The organism is Psychrobacter sp. SCQQ22 (assembly GCF_015864605.1).
Taxonomy (GTDB): Bacteria; Pseudomonadota; Gammaproteobacteria; order Pseudomonadales; family Moraxellaceae; genus Psychrobacter; species Psychrobacter fozii.
Genome location: NZ_JADYWZ010000007.1, coordinates 20,257 through 39,293, shown reverse-complemented (window position 1 = coordinate 39,293; position 19,037 = coordinate 20,257). Strand labels below are relative to the sequence as shown.

At 42.1% G+C, this 19,037-nt stretch carries 16 protein-coding genes; 10 read left to right on the top strand and 6 right to left on the bottom strand.

The annotated features are described in order from the left end of the window. Positions 1 to 501 (bottom strand): DUF4124 domain-containing protein, encoded by a 501-nt coding sequence (locus I6E84_RS10205; protein ID WP_110923963.1) that lies wholly within the window; start codon positions 499 to 501, stop codon positions 1 to 3. Between the two features lie 990 nt (positions 502 to 1,491). Between I6E84_RS10205 and I6E84_RS10200 the strand changes: the two genes are divergently transcribed. The 7 genes from I6E84_RS10200 (at position 1,492) to I6E84_RS10170 (ending at position 8,663) form a co-directional block, all read left to right on the top strand. After that, the gene (locus I6E84_RS10200) at positions 1,492 to 3,204 is read left to right on the top strand and encodes an acetolactate synthase 3 large subunit (RefSeq protein ID WP_197217974.1); all 1,713 of its coding nucleotides are present in this window, start codon (positions 1,492 to 1,494) and stop codon (positions 3,202 to 3,204) included. Further along, positions 3,204 to 3,701: an acetolactate synthase small subunit gene (ilvN, locus tag I6E84_RS10195; protein ID WP_110923965.1), complete on the top strand. Its 498-nt coding sequence runs from the start codon at positions 3,204 to 3,206 to the stop codon at positions 3,699 to 3,701. The genes I6E84_RS10200 and ilvN overlap by 1 nt, the downstream gene beginning before the upstream one ends. Before the next feature lie 153 nt (positions 3,702 to 3,854). Next, positions 3,855 to 4,871, top strand: coding sequence for a ketol-acid reductoisomerase (gene ilvC, locus I6E84_RS10190; RefSeq protein ID WP_110923966.1), 1,017 nt, complete (start codon positions 3,855 to 3,857; stop codon positions 4,869 to 4,871). Between the two features lie 279 nt (positions 4,872 to 5,150). Next, positions 5,151 to 5,576, top strand: coding sequence for a hypothetical protein (locus I6E84_RS10185; protein ID WP_197217852.1), 426 nt, complete (start codon positions 5,151 to 5,153; stop codon positions 5,574 to 5,576). Between the two features lie 379 nt (positions 5,577 to 5,955). Next, positions 5,956 to 6,168, top strand: a complete 213-nt coding sequence (locus I6E84_RS10180; RefSeq protein WP_010196799.1) for a cold-shock protein — start codon at positions 5,956 to 5,958, stop codon at positions 6,166 to 6,168. Between the two features lie 677 nt (positions 6,169 to 6,845). Continuing rightward, positions 6,846 to 7,595: an electron transfer flavoprotein subunit beta/FixA family protein gene (locus tag I6E84_RS10175; RefSeq protein WP_110923967.1), complete on the top strand. Its 750-nt coding sequence runs from the start codon at positions 6,846 to 6,848 to the stop codon at positions 7,593 to 7,595. Positions 7,596 to 7,730: 135 nt separating this feature from the next. Next, complete coding sequence (locus I6E84_RS10170) at positions 7,731 to 8,663, top strand: electron transfer flavoprotein subunit alpha/FixB family protein (protein ID WP_197217851.1); 933 nt, start codon at positions 7,731 to 7,733, stop codon at positions 8,661 to 8,663. A 205-nt stretch (positions 8,664 to 8,868) separates the two neighbouring features. Here the strand turns inward: I6E84_RS10170 and I6E84_RS10165 are convergent, their stop codons facing one another. Continuing rightward, positions 8,869 to 9,663: a TrmH family RNA methyltransferase gene (locus tag I6E84_RS10165; protein ID WP_197217850.1), complete on the bottom strand. Its 795-nt coding sequence runs from the start codon at positions 9,661 to 9,663 to the stop codon at positions 8,869 to 8,871. A gap of 105 nt (positions 9,664 to 9,768) precedes the next feature. Further along, on the bottom strand, positions 9,769 to 10,752 hold the full coding sequence (locus I6E84_RS10160) for a class 1 fructose-bisphosphatase (RefSeq protein ID WP_197217849.1): 984 nt from the start codon (positions 10,750 to 10,752) through the stop codon (positions 9,769 to 9,771). Positions 10,753 to 11,145: 393 nt separating this feature from the next. Between I6E84_RS10160 and I6E84_RS10155 the strand changes: the two genes are divergently transcribed. From I6E84_RS10155 to I6E84_RS10145, 3 genes are all read left to right on the top strand, one after another. Then, complete coding sequence (locus tag I6E84_RS10155) at positions 11,146 to 12,219, top strand: aspartate carbamoyltransferase catalytic subunit (RefSeq protein WP_197217848.1); 1,074 nt, start codon at positions 11,146 to 11,148, stop codon at positions 12,217 to 12,219. A 113-nt stretch (positions 12,220 to 12,332) separates the two neighbouring features. Then, positions 12,333 to 13,490 (top strand): dihydroorotase, encoded by a 1,158-nt coding sequence (locus I6E84_RS10150; protein WP_197217972.1) that lies wholly within the window; start codon positions 12,333 to 12,335, stop codon positions 13,488 to 13,490. Further along, positions 13,483 to 14,031 (top strand): DUF2127 domain-containing protein, encoded by a 549-nt coding sequence (locus tag I6E84_RS10145; RefSeq protein WP_197217847.1) that lies wholly within the window; start codon positions 13,483 to 13,485, stop codon positions 14,029 to 14,031. The genes I6E84_RS10150 and I6E84_RS10145 overlap by 8 nt, the downstream gene beginning before the upstream one ends. An 89-nt stretch (positions 14,032 to 14,120) precedes the next feature. Here I6E84_RS10145 and I6E84_RS10140 read toward each other — a convergent pair whose 3' ends face one another. The 3 genes from I6E84_RS10140 to I6E84_RS10130 all read right to left on the bottom strand — a co-directional run bounded on the left by I6E84_RS10140 (position 14,121) and on the right by I6E84_RS10130 (position 18,959). Further along, positions 14,121 to 15,389 (bottom strand): cation:proton antiporter, encoded by a 1,269-nt coding sequence (locus tag I6E84_RS10140; protein WP_197217846.1) that lies wholly within the window; start codon positions 15,387 to 15,389, stop codon positions 14,121 to 14,123. Between the two features lie 130 nt (positions 15,390 to 15,519). Then, complete coding sequence (locus tag I6E84_RS10135) at positions 15,520 to 17,139, bottom strand: DUF2254 domain-containing protein (protein WP_197217845.1); 1,620 nt, start codon at positions 17,137 to 17,139, stop codon at positions 15,520 to 15,522. 278 nt (positions 17,140 to 17,417) lie between these two features. Beyond that, positions 17,418 to 18,959, bottom strand: a complete 1,542-nt coding sequence (locus I6E84_RS10130; protein WP_197217843.1) for a YihY/virulence factor BrkB family protein — start codon at positions 18,957 to 18,959, stop codon at positions 17,418 to 17,420. Positions 18,960 to 19,037 lie beyond the last annotated feature (78 nt).

Sequence of the window (19,037 nt, the reverse complement as noted above, 5' to 3'; positions counted from 1 at the left end):
CTAGGTAGTAGGATTGCCACAATACTGGTCAATCGCTTGCTGTACGCGCTCACGCTTAAGCTCAATCTCGCGGCCATCTAGATACTGACGTTTGCCACTGGCATCCATTTCATAGATACGGCCGCCAACATTTAGATTGGTCAAGTTGCTGCGTAATGATTGGCAACGCTGTGCATTGGCTTGTGCCTCTTGCTCTTTAATACGTGTCTCAAGTGCTGCCACTCTTTGTTCTTCTGCACTAGGGGCATTACTCTGATTGGCATCTGTTTTGCCAGCTAAATTTCCTGCGTTGTTCTGTCTACCGTCACTACGGAACTCAATCAGTTCGATATTTTTGCCATTCTGTGGAGAATGTTGGCTATATTTTACTTCGCCGTGTGCACCAACAGACTTATAAACCTGAATAGCATGACTGGCATTCATGGACAGCATTAGCATACACGCCGTACTCATACTCACAAGCAGTTTGGCAGCAGTATTTATCTTAGATGCATATGCCATTGTAGCAATCCTCTTAATTGGTAAAAAAACAGATGTTTATATATGTGTCAATATAACATTTTAGTGTTTGAATGGTACTAAAAATGTACCAGCGTTTGATTTTAGCAAATAATTCTTATGAATGTATATTATTTAATAACTAATAGTTAGGGATGGGCTTTAGAAGTTTTTCTTGACAATGGCTCGTAAACCGCCGAATATAATAGGAGTTGATTGGTCAGTGAGCGGCTTTTATGATATTGCCGTGGCACTTGAAAACGAGAACTACGGGTTACTTATCAGTGGCTTATACCGTTCTTTTTTCTTTGTGATAATGATATAGCAACGGTAGTAGTCGTTATGAATGACAGCTATTGATAACTGTATACATTGTCTCCGGACTTATCTGTCTACAATGACTAAGATAAACTTGTTATTTGAAATGCGCTAAGTATCGTTTTAGCGATTGTATTAAACACGGCTCAAGATTTAGGGAAGAGATATCTTCAATCAGCCTATTGTAATATCTAATGATATTGCGATGTGTTACTGGCTATCAAAGTTATTTTTCCACCTATTCTAATGCCTACGTATATATCAATCGAGTATAGATACTGGTTCGTGTTAATGATCAATAATAAGCCTCTTTTATAGATGCATTCGCATCTTGTCACTGTACATCGATAAACTCCTATCACAGAGCTGACCCTACATATATTGCTGTGTTTAAGTACTATGTTGTCTTATAAAACAGCATGACTGAAATATAGCGGGCACACATTCTTGATATGGATAAGTATTAGCACTCATTTTTACGAGCTGAATAACCATGTGCAAACGTCGTTGTTTTCTTTTATAAAATACTGCTACTGCTTACCAAAAAAAAAGGTGATGACAGTGACGCAAACCACGCAAAGTCCGAATATGACTGGACATACCCAAACGGGTAATGCTGCCAAAAATTTTGAAGAAAAGCAACAACGCCTTGCTGAAGGTAGTGCACAGCCTGTAATGCTGTCTGGTGCTGAGATGCTGGTGCAATCGCTGACGGATGAAGGTGTCAAATATATCTTTGGCTATCCAGGCGGTGCAGTTCTTCATATCTATGATGCCTTGTTTCAACAAGAGAATATTGAGCACATCTTGGTGCGTCATGAGCAAGCAGCAGGCCACATGGCAGATGCTTATTCGCGAGTGACTGGTAATACTGGCGTCGTGCTGGCAACATCAGGCCCTGGTGCGACCAATACTGTGACCGCTATTGCTACTGCCTTTATGGACTCTGTGCCAATGGTTGTCATCGCAGGTCAGGTGCCAAGCAGCCTCATCGGTGAAGATGCTTTCCAAGAAACAGATATGGTCGGTGTATCACGTCCTATCGTTAAGCATAGCTTCCAAGTACGCCATGCTAGCGAAATTCCAATGATTGTTAAAAAAGCCTTTCACATTGCACAGTCTGGACGTCCAGGCCCTGTCGTAATCGATGTGCCAAAAGACATGACGGCACCTAGCGAAAAGTTTGCTTATGAATATCCAAAAGAAGTATTTATACGCTCATATCAGCCATCTCTAAAAGGCCATAGTGGTCAAATTAAGAAAGCAGTAGAGACGCTACTAGCCGCACAGCGTCCTATCATCTACGCTGGTGGTGGTGTGATTTGGAGTAAGGCTCACGAAGAGCTGAGAGATATTGCTCATCGTCTAAACCTACCAGTGACCAATACATTGATGGGCCTTGGTACGTTCCCCGGTTCTGATAATCAGTTCTTGGGAATGCTTGGCATGCATGGTACCTACGAAGCCAACATGAGTATGCATCATGCTGATGTGATTTTGGCAGTGGGCGCGCGTTTCGATGATCGTGTGACCAACAATGTCAAAAAATTCTGCCCTAACGCGACTATTATCCATATTGATATCGATCCTGCGTCAATTTCAAAAACGATTCTTGCTCACATTCCAATCGTGGGTGATGTGAAGTCAGTATTGACTGATATGTTAGATATTATCGGTGAAGACAAACAACTTGAGCAACATGCATTGCTTGACTGGTGGTCGCAGATTAACGAATGGCGTAAGCGTCATGGTTTGCGTTATGACACCAGTACCGACAATGGCATCAAGCCACAGAGCGTCGTACAAGCTCTAGATAAAGTGACTAATAGTAACGCTATTATCACGAGTGACGTCGGTCAGCATCAGATGTTTGCCGCGCTTTACTATACCTATAATGAGCCACGTCAATGGCTGAACTCAGGTGGTCTTGGTACCATGGGTGTTGGTCTGCCGTATGCAATGGCTGCTAAACTTGCCAACCCTGAGCGTGATGTGGTTTGTATTACTGGCGAAGGCTCTATTCAGATGAATATCCAAGAGCTATCGACCTGCTTGCAATATAACTTACCAGTTAAAATTCTGAACATTAACAATGCTCAATTGGGTATGGTTAAGCAGTGGCAAGACATGCTATATGAAGGTCGTCACGCACAGTCATATATGAATTCACTGCCAGACTTCGTTAAATTGGCCGAAAGCTATGGTCACGTCGGTATCAAAATTACTGACCCTGCAACTATGGAAGCACAGATAGCAGAAGCGATGGCAATGAAAGACAAGCTAGTATTTATTGACGTTTATGTCGATCGTAATGAGCATGTATATCCGATGCAAATTGCTGGACAGACAATGCGTGATATGTGGTTAACAAAAGGGGAGCGTACCTAATGCAACAACAACATCTGATTTCGGTATTAATGGAAAACGAAGCGGGTTCGTTGTCGCGTTTAGTCGGTTTGTTCTCACAACGTGGTTATAATATCGAAACGCTAAACGTCGCACCAACTGATGACCCAAGTATTTCACGTCTGACTGTGACGACTATTACTTCACCTGAAAGAATTGAGCAGATCACCAAGCAATTGCATAAATTGATTGAAGTGGTTAAAGTGCTGAACCTATCAGAAAACGTACACGTTGAACGCGAATTAATGCTAGTAAAAGTTCGAGCGTCTGGTAGTGTACGTGAAGAGATTAAACGCAGTGCAGACATTTTCCGCGCACAAATCGTTGACGTCAATTCTAACTTATATACGATTCAAATCGTCGGTGATAAAGCCAAGCTTGATGGCTTTATTGATGTGATTGGTCGCGAACGTATCATGGAAGTGGTACGCTCGGGCGTCATCGGTATTTCACGCGGTGAAAAGACGCTTAGCCTTTAATCGGTTGAGTGTCTAATAACAGAATATTTTAGTTAAATCATATTGATTTAAAATCAACAAAACGCTTATCTTAGTGACCATTTTACGATAGTGGCTATTGCATAAGCGTTTACTATCCATGGCAAACCATGATTGAGAAAAAGGACTGTATTTATGAACGTTTATTATGACAAAGATTGTGATTTATCAATTATCCAAGGTAAGAAAGTTGCTATTATTGGTTACGGTTCACAAGGCCATGCCCATGCGCTTAATCTACAAGATTCAGACGTCGATGTGACTGTTGGCCTACGTGCCAATTCAGGTTCATGGAAAAAAGCTGAAAATGCGGGCCTAAAAGTTGCTGAAGTAGAAGAAGCGGTAAAAGCTGCTGACGTTATCATGATTTTGACGCCTGATGAGTTTCAAAAAGAGCTTTATAACGATGTAATCGAACCAAACATCAAAGAAGGCGCTACATTAGCTTTTGCTCATGGTTTTGCGATTCATTATAACCAAGTCGTGCCACGTGGCGATCTTGATGTCATCATGGTGGCACCAAAAGCACCAGGTCATACTGTACGTTCAGAGTTTGCTAAAGGCGGCGGTATTCCAGATTTGATCGCTATCTATCAAGACGCTTCAGGTCAAGCCAAAAACTTAGCACTATCGTATGCTGCTGGCGTTGGTGGTGGTCGTTCAGGTATCATCGAAACAACGTTTAAAGATGAAACTGAAACGGATCTATTTGGCGAGCAAGCAGTACTTTGTGGCGGCGCAGTAGAGCTGGTTAAAATGGGCTTTGAGACGCTAACGGAAGCGGGCTATGCACCAGAAATGGCTTACTTTGAGTGTTTGCATGAGCTTAAGCTTATCGTTGACTTGATGTATGAAGGCGGCATCGCTGACATGAACTACTCAATCAGTAACAACGCTGAGTACGGCGAATACGTTACAGGCCCTGAAGTCATCAACGAGCAATCACGTGAAGCGATGCGTAATGCGCTAAAACGCATCCAGTCTGGTGAATACGCGAAGATGTTTATCTCTGAAGGCGCAACCAACTATCCATCAATGACCGCGCGTCGTCGTAACAATGCTGAGCACGAGATCGAAATTACTGGTGCTAAGCTGCGTGGTATGATGCCATGGATCGGTGGTAATAAAATCATCGATAAAGAAAAGAACTAAAACAGTATTAAGTTATAGAAAGACTGTTTAGTTTTAAAGAATCCCATGTTATCGACTGATAGCATGGGTTTTTTAATGCACTCTGTTTGCTCAATGCTTTTATGGTAGGCTATCTACGGGTTGAAAACCCATGGTAGCCCCCAATATAGACAGGCATTATTACATTAACTAACGGTTTGTTCGGTTAGGCGATTATTGTTATTTCCGTTCGTCTTTGAGCTATCAAACAAATCAAATAATTTCCGTTCTTCTTTTCCTATAGATTACAGGTTGTATGTTGTGCAAATATCTTATTCTGACTGGCTAACGCCGCAATTCATATATGTTCTTCTTAGTGCTGTGATCGCTGTTTTAATTTGGATAGAAGGGGAGATGCTCAAAACAACAGATGGCAAATTGCCTCAATCTAAGTTTTTTAAAATCAGTTCACTTTTGGATACCTCATGGTTCTTTATTTCCGTGGTCATGTTATATGTGATTGATCTAACACCATTGGCAGTTGCGGTACCTGCAGCCTATGGTCTCTATACTACTTTTGGTTGGGTATACGGAACGCGTCTACTGAAACGTAAGGGTATTCCTGACTCTCCGAAAGACTTAGTAATACCAGCTAAATATATCGCTTATAGCCAGTCATTTTCATTGGTATTCTTTGCATTATGCTTGCTAGTATTAAGCTCACAGTGGCTACCAATAGCTCAGTAAAGGCCAGTCTAAATTATAGCTTGCTAACAATTTTTGACCTTGCGATTTATAAACTTATCTGGATTATTGCCTTTGATTGTAGATAGTATTGAATAAAAAATATTATTTATATCAATATGTTATGTGGTTAATGAGTGCTTGAACTAACTTCAAAAAATTGGTTTTAATTATTTACAAAAACCATCAATTTAAACTGTTGTCATTATGAAAAGCTGCTATAATCAAGCTGTACTTACAATATTTTAGGTAAAAAATTCAAGTCATCCGAGGATGATTTAGTAGATTTTACTGCCGCATTCTGCAAAAAAATATTTGGGTATATATCAATTAATCGGTGATGACACACGTCTCGCCAACAGTTAAAGAGTTAGGAAAATTTATGTCAGATAAAGTTGAAGGCACTGTAAAGTGGTTTAATGAAGCTAAAGGTTTTGGTTTTATCGCTCAAGACAATGGCGGACAAGACGTATTCGCTCACTACAGCGCTATCCAAGGTGGCGGTTTCAAAACCCTAGCTGAAGGCCAAAAAGTGTCTTTCATCTTAGGTGATGGCAAAAAAGGCCCACAAGCTGAGCAAATCGAAGCTATCTAATTTCTACTAGTGATTGAGTAGACTGCTTGTCAGTAAGCTTGATTGCAATGAAATTATCAATACGCATTGATTACTTTGTTTGTTAAAACAATAAAAATACTGTTTCAACTTTAAAAAAAAGCAACCTCTCATCAGGTTGCTTTTTTTATATAAATTTTTCTTGTCATCATATAGTATGAGGGAAGTATCTTTAGCTAAGCACTGTTAGCAGGGCTCATTTATCTTGTAAAGAAATGGGAAAATATTTACATTCATTATGAGATCTTCTTTTAAAGAAATAAGTAATAACAAAATGTTAAGTAATTAAAGTACCTACAATGCTATAAAGGTTGAAGATATTTAAAATATAGGTGAAAGCTAGCCGTAAACTTGTTCGCTTATAAACTATTTGTAATAGAATAGTGATAAATTTATGACGCATTATTCACGGCGTTGTCTTGACCTTATGCTCGTGCTCACGCAAGATACATAGGTCTGATAATAACGGTTGGCTTAGCTTTAACGGATTTTGTCGATAGAGAATATGATATAAATATATTTTTTAGTATTGTTTCATTTTTTCGATTATTGACTGTCTGTTGATGCACTAACAACCTTCAATGCTATTTTGAACAACAATGAACCTTTGGTTCTTAATTGATAATTTTTAATTCATAACATTAATAAACGAGGAACGTATGAAAGCATTAGTAGCGGTCAAGCGTGTCATTGATTATAACGTAAAAGTTCGTGTAAAAGCCGATAACTCTGGCGTTGATCTATCAAACACCAAAATGTCAATCAACCCTTTTGATGAAATCGCAGTAGAAGAAGCGGTTCGTCTAAAAGAAGCTGGTGTGATTGATGAAATCATTGTTGCGTCAATCGGTCCAAAAGAATCACAAGAGCAGATTCGTGCTGCACTAGCATTGGGTGCTGATCGTGGTGTGTTAGTTTTGACTGATGAAAAACCGTATCCACTACAAATCGCTAAGATACTAAAAAGTATCGCTGAGTCTGAAGCTACAGACATTATCCTATTGGGTAAGCAAGCGATTGATGATGACAACAACCAAACTGGTCAGATGCTAGCAGCATTGATGGGTATCGGTCAGGGTACGTTTGCATCAGAAGTAAAAGTTGAAGGCGATAAAGTAAATGTAACTCGTGAAATCGATGGTGGATTACAAACAGTTGCGCTTGATTTGCCAGCAGTCATCACGACTGATTTGCGTTTGAATGAGCCACGTTATGCAAAACTGCCTAACATCATGAAAGCGAAGAAAAAACCGCTTGATGAAAAGACACCAGCTGATTTCGGTGTTGATATGGCATCTAAGCAAGAGATTATTAAAGTTGTGCCACCTGCTGAACGCAAAGCTGGTATTACAGTAGGTTCAGTGGATGAGTTGGTTGATAAGCTAAAGAACGAAGCTAAAGTAATCTAAGACTTCGCTACGGCATATCATGTACAAAGTTACATGTTTAATTTGGCTGATTCAGTATTCGCCACACCAGTAACTTTGTACACAGACAACCTCATGACATGAATAGACGATACGAATAAATAAAGGATTAGAACCATGGCAATTTTGGTATATGCAGAACATGACAATGCCAGTCTAAAAAAGGCAACTTTGAATACTATCGCTGCTGCTAAGCAAATGGGCGATGATATTCATGTATTGGTCGCTGGTAGTGGTGCACAAGCAGTTGCTGATGAAGCCGCTAAAGCTGAAGGCGTATCTAAAGTATTGCTAGCAGACAACGCAGCTTATGAGCATCAATTGGCGGGTAACGTTGCGTTACTCGTTGCGGATGTCGCTAAAGACTACAGCCATATCATCGCACCAGCAACAACGACCGGTAAGAACTTTATGCCACGTGTTGCAGCATTACTTGATGTTAGCATGTTGTCAGAAGTTTCTGCTGTAGTAGATGCTCAAACGTTTGAGCGTCCTATCTATGCAGGTAACGCGACGGCAACGGTTAAAACTTCAGAAGACAAAATAGTGTTGACTGTACGTACTACTGCATTTGATCCAGTGGCGAGCGAAGGTGGATCAGCAGCTGTTGAGACTATCGACAATGTACAAGAGACTGGTAAAGCAAGCTTCGTTAATGAAGAGATGGCTAAATCTGATCGTCCAGAGTTAACGTCAGCAAGTATCGTAGTATCTGGTGGTCGTGCGTTAGCAAACGGTGAAAACTTCACTAAATATATCGAACCATTGGCTGATAAATTGGGCGCTGCTGTTGGGGCATCACGTGCTGCAGTAGATGCAGGCTATGTACCAAACGATATGCAAGTTGGTCAAACAGGTAAAATTGTTGCACCAGACTTATATATCGCCGCAGGTATTTCAGGCGCGATTCAGCATCTAGCAGGTATGAAAGATTCTAAAGTTATCGTTGCTATCAACAATGACCCAGAAGCACCTATCGCTAGCGTTGCTGATTACTTCCTAGAAGCGGATTTGTTTGAAGCGCTACCTGAGTTAACCAGCAAGGTTTAATATATAGTCACAGAACTACTAAACGGCTACGGCGTTACCCTCCTTAGATGTACGACTTGTACAATCTGCAGTTGGCGGCCTTGTATCCGTTTTAGATTTCTTGGACTATATCAGTAGTAGATAGATAATAAAAAACCCACTATTAAATGATAGTGGGTTTTTTATGCTTTATAGATAAGCTTTTAATTGCAGTTATAAACCAAAGCTAAGAGTAATTTCTTTGACGCAAAGTCTCATATAGACATAATGAGCCTGCAATCGCTACATTTAGACTTTCTTGACCGTTCGGCTGTGGTAAGGCTATAGGCGTGGCACATTGCATCAATTCATCGCTGACACCTTGACCTTCATGACCCATAATCCAAGCCGTTGGAGTGGTTAGGTTGTGATCGTAAATTAAAGTGTCGGTATGTGAGCTGGTGGCTAAAAGTGGCACTTGTACATAATCTAAGATGTCTTGTGTGCTTAAACCCTCATAAATAGTGAGTGCAAACTGTGCACCCATACCTGCTCGTAGCGTCTTCGGAGACCAAGCTTGTGCAGTCGCACTGGTGCATAAGATGTTATTGATACCGACTGCTGCTGCCGTACGTAGTAACGTACCAACATTACCGCTATCTTGTACGTCATTGAGAATTAGGCAGTCCTCATTGATCATCGATAGACCCGGCATTGGTACTTTAATAACCGCCATAATGTCGATGCCTGTACCTAAGCTTCGAATGCTCTCATAGAGCGAATCTGAAAGCGTCATAATAGGTGTATAGGTCGGCAGGCGAGACAATACTTGCTGAACTTCAGGATGGTTGTGCGCTGACTCTGCTAGTAGCATTTGGGCGAACGGATAGTCACTACGTAGGGCAGCATCGATAAGATGTATGCCTTCAATGACCGTCTGACCATGCTTGTTACGCTGGCGAGACTGTGTCAACAGGGCTTTCACCAACTTGACCGTTGTATTTTTATCTGAAGTAATCAGCTCGGTGGGATTTGTTACCATAGTGGATCGCTTAGAGTAGACTGAAGGAATCGTTTGGACAATTAGCAGAATGCTTATTATTGATTTAGCATTCTACTGATTATCTTTAACATGTGCTCAAATCAATTATTTTTCAGAATAATTTTCGTGCAAGTCTTTAACGTAATTGACTTCGTTTTTGCTTCCCAGTACGACAGGGACACGTTGATGAATATCAGTCGGTTCGATATCTAAGATACGGTTGACAGCATCCGTGGCTCCGCCGCCAGCACGCTCAATCAATAAGCTCATTGGGTTGGCTTCATACATCAAACGTAACTTGCCCGCTTTGTGAGCGTATTTGGTATCAAACGGATAGGTAAATAGACCACCGCGGCATAAGATGCGATGCACATCACCAACCATGGCAGCGACCCAGCGTGTATTAAAATCGCGACCACGTATACCAGCTTCACCAGCGATCAGCTCGTCGATGTATTGTTGCATTGGTGCGCGCCAGTAGCGATAGTTTGAGCTATTGATAGCATATTCACTGGTATCAGCATCAATTTGTACATTGTCTTCTATGAGTACATAATCACCCGTATCTGGATCTAGGCTGAACATCACAACATTTTCAGTTATCGTTAGTGCAAGTACAGTAGAGGTGCCATATAACAAATAGCCTGCTGCCAATTGCTGATTGCCTGCTTGCAAGAAATCGCTGTTTTTGCTTGTTTGACCTTGGCGTTGGTACGGCAAGATAGAAAAAATAGTACCGACGGCCATATTGATATCGATGTTTGATGACCCATCCAGTGGATCAAACAATACCAGTAGACTGCCATCAGCGTTGGCAGGGGTAGCATTGTCTAACTCTTCTGACGCAACACCTGCACAATGCGTATTTTCTGCCAATGCATCTAACAATAAGTCATTAGCCAGTACATCCAATTTCTTCTGATCTTCGCCTTGCACATTTTGATTACCAGCTTCGCCTAGGATATCGGCTAAAGCACCTTTTCTAAGTAGCTGTGAAATGGTTTTGCCAACGTTAGTAACAGTAGTAATCACGTCGTTCAGTTCAGTGTTGGTTGAATGTTGGTCTAGATAACTGGTTAGAGTCGTCATAAAGCTTCCTAATAAATGGTATTGATAAGTCGTATTGAGAGTAAAAGAATAAGCAGTGATAAGCGCACTCTAGGCGGGCAAATTTTTAAATAGCGATACCGTGTCTTTGTCCTGACCGTAAAATCAGCTACACTATATGTATTATTATTCGTTAATATCTTTGGTAAGCTTGTTTTCGCTCATGATCGCTACACTGATATTGCACAGTCGCTACGCGAATATTGCCTAGCAGGTGGCTGAGTGTATTTATAGGACTGGTGTCATTGGGGTAAATTGTATCAAATAAGCGCCAAAATGTCCTTGTATCTATGTATATCTACGATAAATGCTCGAACAAAGATGAATAAATGATTAATATAGACACATACCAACCCACAATGAAGACTTGCCATTATGTCAAATTCTCTCGATAGCAGCTCACTACATACGATCTCGCCGACTGACTACGCAAAATTCGACCCCAGTACTATTCATCAAAGGCTCAATACATCATTGAGTCGTCCACAGCTCAATACCGATGGCAGTATCCGTCATTTTTTGGGTGTAGAAGGCCTCAATAAACAGCAATTACAGGCGATTATCGCAAAAGCAGAAACGTTCTTTGATAAAAACGGACAATTAATCAATCGGCCTGAGCTCGAAGGCTATACGGTGATGAACTTGTTTTTTGAGCCGTCAACGCGTACACGTACGACATTTGAAGTAGCCGAGAAACGTCTGGGTGCCAATGTACTCAATATCGATATCGAGCGCTCTAGCGCTAAAAAGGGCGAAAGTCTACGCGATACACTGTGGAATTTGCAAGCCATGACAGCAGATATCTTTGTGGTGCGTCATTCAGCATCAGGTGCTGCGCATTTTATGGCAACGGAAGTCACACCTAATATTGCCATTATCAATGGCGGTGATGGCTGGCATGCGCATCCAACGCAAGGCATGCTCGACATGCTGACCATTCATCGTGAAGCGCCGCGTCCTTTTGAAGAGTTATCAGTGGCTATCGTGGGTGATATTAAGCACTCACGGGTGGCACGCTCTGATATCAATGCGCTACAAACCTTAGGGGTCAAAGACATCCGTGTCTGTGCACCGCGCACTTTATTACCTAAAGGTATTGAGCGTTATGGTGTGCGAGTTTATGAAAATATGAATGAGTGTGTCACGGAATGTGATGTCATCATGGGACTAAGAATTCAAAACGAGCGTATCGGATCGCCATTGCTAGCGTCATCGAGTGAATACTACAAACACTATGGTATTACGCCAGAGCGCGTGGCACTTGCAAAGCCTGACGCATTGGTTATGCATCCGGGACCGATGAACCGCGGTGTTGAGATTGCTTCGAGCGTGGCTGATGGCGCGCAGTCTGTCATCTTAAAGCAGGTAAATAACGGTATTGCCATTCGTATGGCTGTACTGTCTCTTGCGATGGAAGGGCAGCGCGCTCATCAAGCGGCTGGTAATTAACCTGTCGCCACGCTGTTTTGTTCTTCATTATTTCATTTATTGATACGGTAATAACGCTCATGTCTAATACGATAAACACTGATGCACCGATATTTGACCATCTTCCTAAAGCTATTAAAAATACATTGCCAACCGCAGTAACAGACAAACTGGCGTCGCTTGAAGCTGGTCGTGAAATGTGGCTGCTACCACCGCTGGTTGATTTGTGCGCACGCCTACGTGAACCAGGCCAGCAGCAGCATGGTACGTTGGAGTCAGAAGGACTTGCTGCTCGCGGTAATGGTTTTTTGCATGTTGTGATTCCACCTGATACCAATCCTATTCTAGAAAACGGCTCACTGCTCAAAGGGTTGCGTGAGCGCGCGCTTGATGATGGCGGAATTTATTTGCATGTATTGGGTGCGTTGACCGCAGGGTTAGAAGGAGAGCGTCCTTCTAACATTGCGGGATTGAAAAAAGGTGGCTGTATTGCAGTATCTAACGCTCGTAGACCTTTTCGCAATGATTTGGTCTTATTGCGTACGTTAGAGTACGCTGCAACTTTTGGTATGAAAGTATTCTTTTATCCTGATGAGCCAAGTCTGTCCGGAGATGGGGTAGCACATGAAGGCTATATTGCTTCATATCATGGCTTACAAGGCATCCCTTGGATCGCTGAGACGGTAGCTCTATCTACTCAGCTATTGATGGTCGAAGAAACAGGTATCGCGGCTCACTTTAGCCAGTTATCTTGCAAATCATCAGTTGAGCTGATGCGCTGGGCAAAAGACAAAGGTCTACCAGTGACTTGCGATGTAGCGATGCATCAATTGTACCTAACCGATGATAACTTAGAAGGCTTTAACGCCCAAGCCTATGTGTTACCGCCACTGCGTAGTAACACTGATCAGCAGGCCATTCGCCGTGGATTGAAAGACGGCACGATTGATGCAATCTGTAGTCATCATGAACCGCTAAACAGTACGGCCAAAAAAGCGCCGTTTGCTGAGAGCACCCCAGGCATCTCAAACTTCGATACCTTTATGGCGCTGGCATGTCAGCTAGTACATGATGAGGTGTTAACTTTGGAGCAACTCGTCGATAAAATCTGTCTTAATCCTGCAAAAATCGCTGGTATCGGTGAGCAGTATGAAAGTATCGGCGGTGTGGTATTAGTCGATCCTAATCTAGAGTGGCAGGTGACAGCGCAATCTATGCTATCAAACGGTAAGAACACACCGTTTTTTAATCAGCAGTTGCAAGGTCGCGTTGTGGAGACATTCTTTGGCTAATTTGCCCCGACAGAATGACAGTCCACCACCATCTACAAAAGATAATGCTATGGACTTAATTGGCCGGAAACAAAAGCCACGAAGCACTTCTAGTGAATCTATCAAAGCAGTGGCAATCTATGAGATGGTAAAAGGGTTGGGCGCATTGCTCGGTGCTGTTGCGTTATGGTCATGGCATACCAATCTTGCGCGTTGGCTGACGACGGCAACAGCCTCTTGGCAACATAGCTTTGGTCACTTGTTTGCACCGCAATTTGATAGTGTGGTACGAATTGCCCAACAGGCTAGCAAAAACTGGCCGTTGTTTTTATTATTGATTTTTGCCTATGCCAGTCTGCGCTTTCTTGAAGCATATGGCCTATGGCAAGACAGAACATGGGCTTATTGGTTTGGTGTGCTTGGCTATGGGATATTCATCCCTATTGAGATTTACTATTTAATTGCACGCCCATTTGACTGGTTTAAATTGGGCATATTGATCTTAAATATTTTCATCGTCATTGTGGTTTATCGCAATATGAAACGAAAAGGTCTGATATAAAAACGTACGACAAAATATATAGGCATAAAAAAGGCCAGCATAAGACATCTTCTTATGCTGGCCTTTATGTCACTTAGTACATCTACCGTTTATATCTCTGTGGCATCCGTACGAATGCTTTTCGCCACTTTACCAACGCTCAAGCCTTGTACCAATATAGAGAATATGACGACAGCATAAGTGAGTGCCAATAAGATATCACGCTCAGTGCCCATAGGTAGTTGCAACACTAGGGCAACGGAGATACCACCACGCAATCCACCCCATGTCAGCACCTTCCATGCGCCAGTTGGTAAATCTAGCTGACGGCTAAAGGTCTTAGTGGTCATACCCACGACAATAAATCGAGCAAGCAGTGCTATTATAATCGTCAGCCCAGCGGCGATAAACAGGTTACCTGAGTAAGCAATCATGACCACTTCTAGACCAATTAACACGAACAAAATAGCGTTTAAGATCTCATCGATTAACTCCCAAAATAAATCAATGTAATGACGAGTCTTATCGCTCATCGCTAGTGCGCGCCCACGATTACCAACCATTAGTCCCATCATCACCATCGCGAGTGGTCCTGATAGGTGCCAATGGCTGGCCAACGCATAACCGCCTATTACCCCTGCAAGCGTTAACAACACTTCCTCTTGGTAGCTGTCGATGCTTTTGAGCATATAATACAAAATTGCCCCAAGTACCAAACCAAAGACAATGCCGCCACCTGCTTCCACGGCCAAAGTATGCGCCACATAATTGGCTGTCGGAATGTCGCCGCTCGATAAAATACCAAGTAGCAGCACAAAGATAACCACGCCGATACCGTCATTGAATAATGATTCACCGGCAATAACAGTTTCGATGCTCTTTGGGGCGCCCGCTGATGAGAGAATACCCATCACCGCAATGGGATCGGTCGGTGATATCAACGCACCAAATAATAGGCACCACAGAAATGGCAAGCCAAAACCGAGCAGCGGCAACATAAAGTACAGGGCAGTGGCAATAAGCATCGCTGATACAATAGTGCCAATACAGGCAAGGATGCCAATAGGCAATTTATAGCGTTTTAAGTCGCTAATATTGACATGTAAAGCACCTGCGAATAACAGCATAGAAAGCATGCCATCCAATAAGACTTCGGTAAAATCGAGCTGTGCTAATAAGCTTACTTCGTAATCAATAAGCTGATCAAAGCCTAAAAATCCTAAAAATATGGCGCCAATAGACAATAAGATGGAGATAACCATTACGCCAATTGTGGTCGGCAGACCAATAAAGCGATGATTGACGTAGGTGAGTAAGGCTGTGATGGATAAAAATATCGCGCTGATTTCAAGTATGGTCAGGCTGCTTGTGGGGGCCATGAAAGAAGTCTCAAATAATGATGAAAAGTATTCTTAAACGTAGAGCTAATAAGAATTAAATGGTTTCGATTGTAGTTATATTCTTGCTTTGGCACCAGTGATGAATGTCAATTTATGGGTCTTGATATTATTATCTCGATTGTGTTTGCAGGGCTTTACGGATATGAGCATCAAACTCACTCACGTAGTCAAAATATCGATGCTGAGCATCATTACTCAGAATAAATTGCTTGGCTTGCTTGGACATGGCGATTAAATCATCGATCAATTCTTGATAGTTTAGGTTTTCTTCACCTGCACGCTCAATTAATGTCAGTTCATGCAATAGTGTCTGCTGCTGTGCGCTATTGACTTGCGCATAATTGAGATTGACCATTGCCTGACACAGTGCTTTTAAGACCATCAAATCAGCGGCTGCATAACGACGTATTTCGCCAAGCGATGTATTAATAAAGTCAGAAATTTTTGGCGTATGAGTGACCACGGCTAATATGGCCAGTCGTTGCTGCTTAACTTCGGCATTTGATGCATCATCATTTGGTGCCGGTACATAAAAGTGATAAGGGCTGGGTGGTTGACAGCGCATCATAATACTCAAGCAGCTCGTCAGTGATTGTACGCAGTTGACCGCTGTTTTTGGGTCATTGATACCAGGAGACAATGCGCGCACAGCGATTTCAGTCATTTGTCCTAAGCTATAAGCAATATCATTAGAGTGCACCAATCGCTGTTCGATACGGATACAGCTTGCAAAGCGTTGCCAAAAAACACCATCAGGTGCACGTGGTACAACGGCCAACTGCGATGTTGATGTTTTCTGTCGGTTGTTTGGATGCTCTGTTGGACGCTGGTAAAAATAGCCAATGACGTTTTTATCAGTCACATAATCACCCAGATTGACATGAATCTGTATCACGCCACCATAATCTTGTGTCAGAGTAATCAGCGACTCAAGGTAAATCTGTTGGATATAACCTGAGCGTGGTGGATAGATGGGCATTGATGGCCATTTGTGAAACTGTTCGACATCATGATGCTCGATATCACGTTGATGTTGGATGTCACAATGACTGCCATACCAATAGTGAATATTATGAATGGCATCGTTGCTTGCATTCTGAATGACATGCGATGCTTGGATGGCATGTACCATATGCTGTACGAAGTAAACGAGCAATAGTGCGCAGACAATGGCCATGATAATGGCAAAGGTTACAGCCAGCTGTGGTACACCGAAAGCGACGTCGTATTTATGGATAGACTTGAGTACCAACAAGCTATAACTAAAGGTACCAATGAATGCACCTAATACCAATTGATTGGGTGTGTCTGTCAGAAAATTGCGTAACAATCGTGGCCCAAATTGTGATGAGGCCATCGACAATACGGCAATCGTAATTGAAAAGGTCGTGCCAGCGACCCCTAATACAGCCCCTGCTATCGCTGTCATAATAGCGCGCGCCGCATCATCATCACCCGTAAAGGCAAAGGTAATATCTCTGACTGTTGCACGGTCAAAGTGCTGATCAATCGTCACTAATAAAGGCGCAAGTAGTATACCCACGATGACGCAAGCCGTTGGGATAAACCAGTAAGAGCCAATCAGCTGTTGCCATAAGTTTCGAAGACGATCGGGCAGGTCAGTGAGGGTTTGCAATGACCATAACTGGGCAAACTGTTTTAGCTTGTTTTGGCTTATGTCAAGTGTACGTATCCATAAGCTTTTTTTGTCATCTTTATTCACTGTCATCAGCTTTGAGGTATCCAAAAATCATTATATTAAACTTATAGTGTCATAGCTTATTCATAAATATACGACAGGGCTTTGACTGTCATATTAGGGCGTGTCCTCAATTCAAACGAGTGTTCTCTAAATGGGCTAAAAATAGCTAAATTTTGCCAAACATCGTCAAATAGTTGGTCAATATCTCGATATTATCTGCACTATTTTCCTCGTTTGACGGCAATTTATCTCATTTTTATCGCCATTTTTAAAATGAGGACACGCCCTAGTTCTTTTTATTTTGGTTAGCTCACTTTGGGATTGTCCGCTTCAGTAATAATATCGCCCTTATTATTGGTCTGAGTTTGTTCCTTATCGTCGTTTATATCTTGGGGAATGATGATTTCATTATTACGGTCATCCCATTCTATATCACTGTCTTTGTCATACGACATGGGCTCAAAGTGCGGTGTATTTTGTTTATTTGAGTCATCCTTTGCCAATGGTTTCATCGTCGATGCTGAGGTCTTTCTAAATAAATGGGCATCATTATTTTTATGGCTACCTTTTTTATCAGAAGCGGCCTTTTTACGTGGTTCCGTATTGGTAAATATAGCGCTTAACGGTAGATTTAGTTGTTGTTTAGCATAAGCTTCAGTATGTTCAAAACGCTCTATCAGTAGCCTAATCCAGGGCGTTTGCTCTTCTATTCTTACCTCATCGAATTCATCTTTGATGGGTAATGGGTAAGGTAGGGTGCGGTAAAAATCCCATAATGTCATCTTGCTCAAATCTCTTTTGAGTACATAGTCGTCATCTTCAGTCATAGTGATGAGGTTGCTGTCTTGTAAATAGTTAATATAGGTATACCATTTCGGCAGCTCTTTGCGTCCTAGCATGTTGCGAAGCGCTTGTTCGCTGACGGCCTCACCTTTTAAATGGTGTGTATATACTAAGTTGAGCATGTCTAACAAGCTCAGTAACGGATGGCGTGGCTCCACCTCTTCTGTCCCAAAGATGGTCAGGGTATAGCTAATTTCAACGCCCAGTAGAATTAAATTCCACGACAAATAAATCCATAGCAAAAATATTGGTAAGGCAGCAAAGGCTCCGTAAATAGCTTCATAACTGGTAAAGTTTGCCATCACGGTACCAAAAAGATGCTTCATCATCTCAAAGACGATGGCCACGAATATGCCAGCGATGGCCGCATTTTTGGCCGGCACGCGTGCTTTTGGAATGAACCAGTACATACCGATGAAGCCTGAGACAGTGATGCCAATCGTGACGGCTTGTATCCAGATAGACCAATCAATACCGTAACCAGCGACTTGCTGATTTAAAAAACTAATGCTTTGTATCGCACTTGAGGCGATAAAAGCTGTGCCCAACACTAATGGCCCTAAGGTCACCATCGTCCAATAGCGCAGCATGCTTTTGATGCCACCGGACCGATTCTCTACCCGCCATATTTGGTTAAAAGCTCGCTCAATGGTCGTCAATGTCATAATCGTTGTAAAAAACAGCACCATCGCACCAATAATGGTCAGGTTGGATGATTTTTCAGCGAAGTTGTTGATGTACTCACTAACCTGCATGCTAGATTGAGGTAGTAAGTTGTTATAAATGACTTCATATATTTGTGCTCTGACCGATGAAAGTGCTGGTACTGAAGACAAAATCATCAAGAGTACGGTCAGCATGGGTACGATCGATAGCATGGTCGTATAGGTCAGCGAGGCTGATTTTTGCTGGCAGTTGTCTTCAAAAAAATGCCGAACCAAAAATCGTAAAAACTGAAACCAGCGCTGGTGTAAAAACGGGATTTTCTTTGCTAACTTTTCCATATCGACCATCTAGCAGGTATTAGAGTGACAATAGTGTAACAAACATAGGCGGTTATCATCTGCCCTTTAATTGTGTCA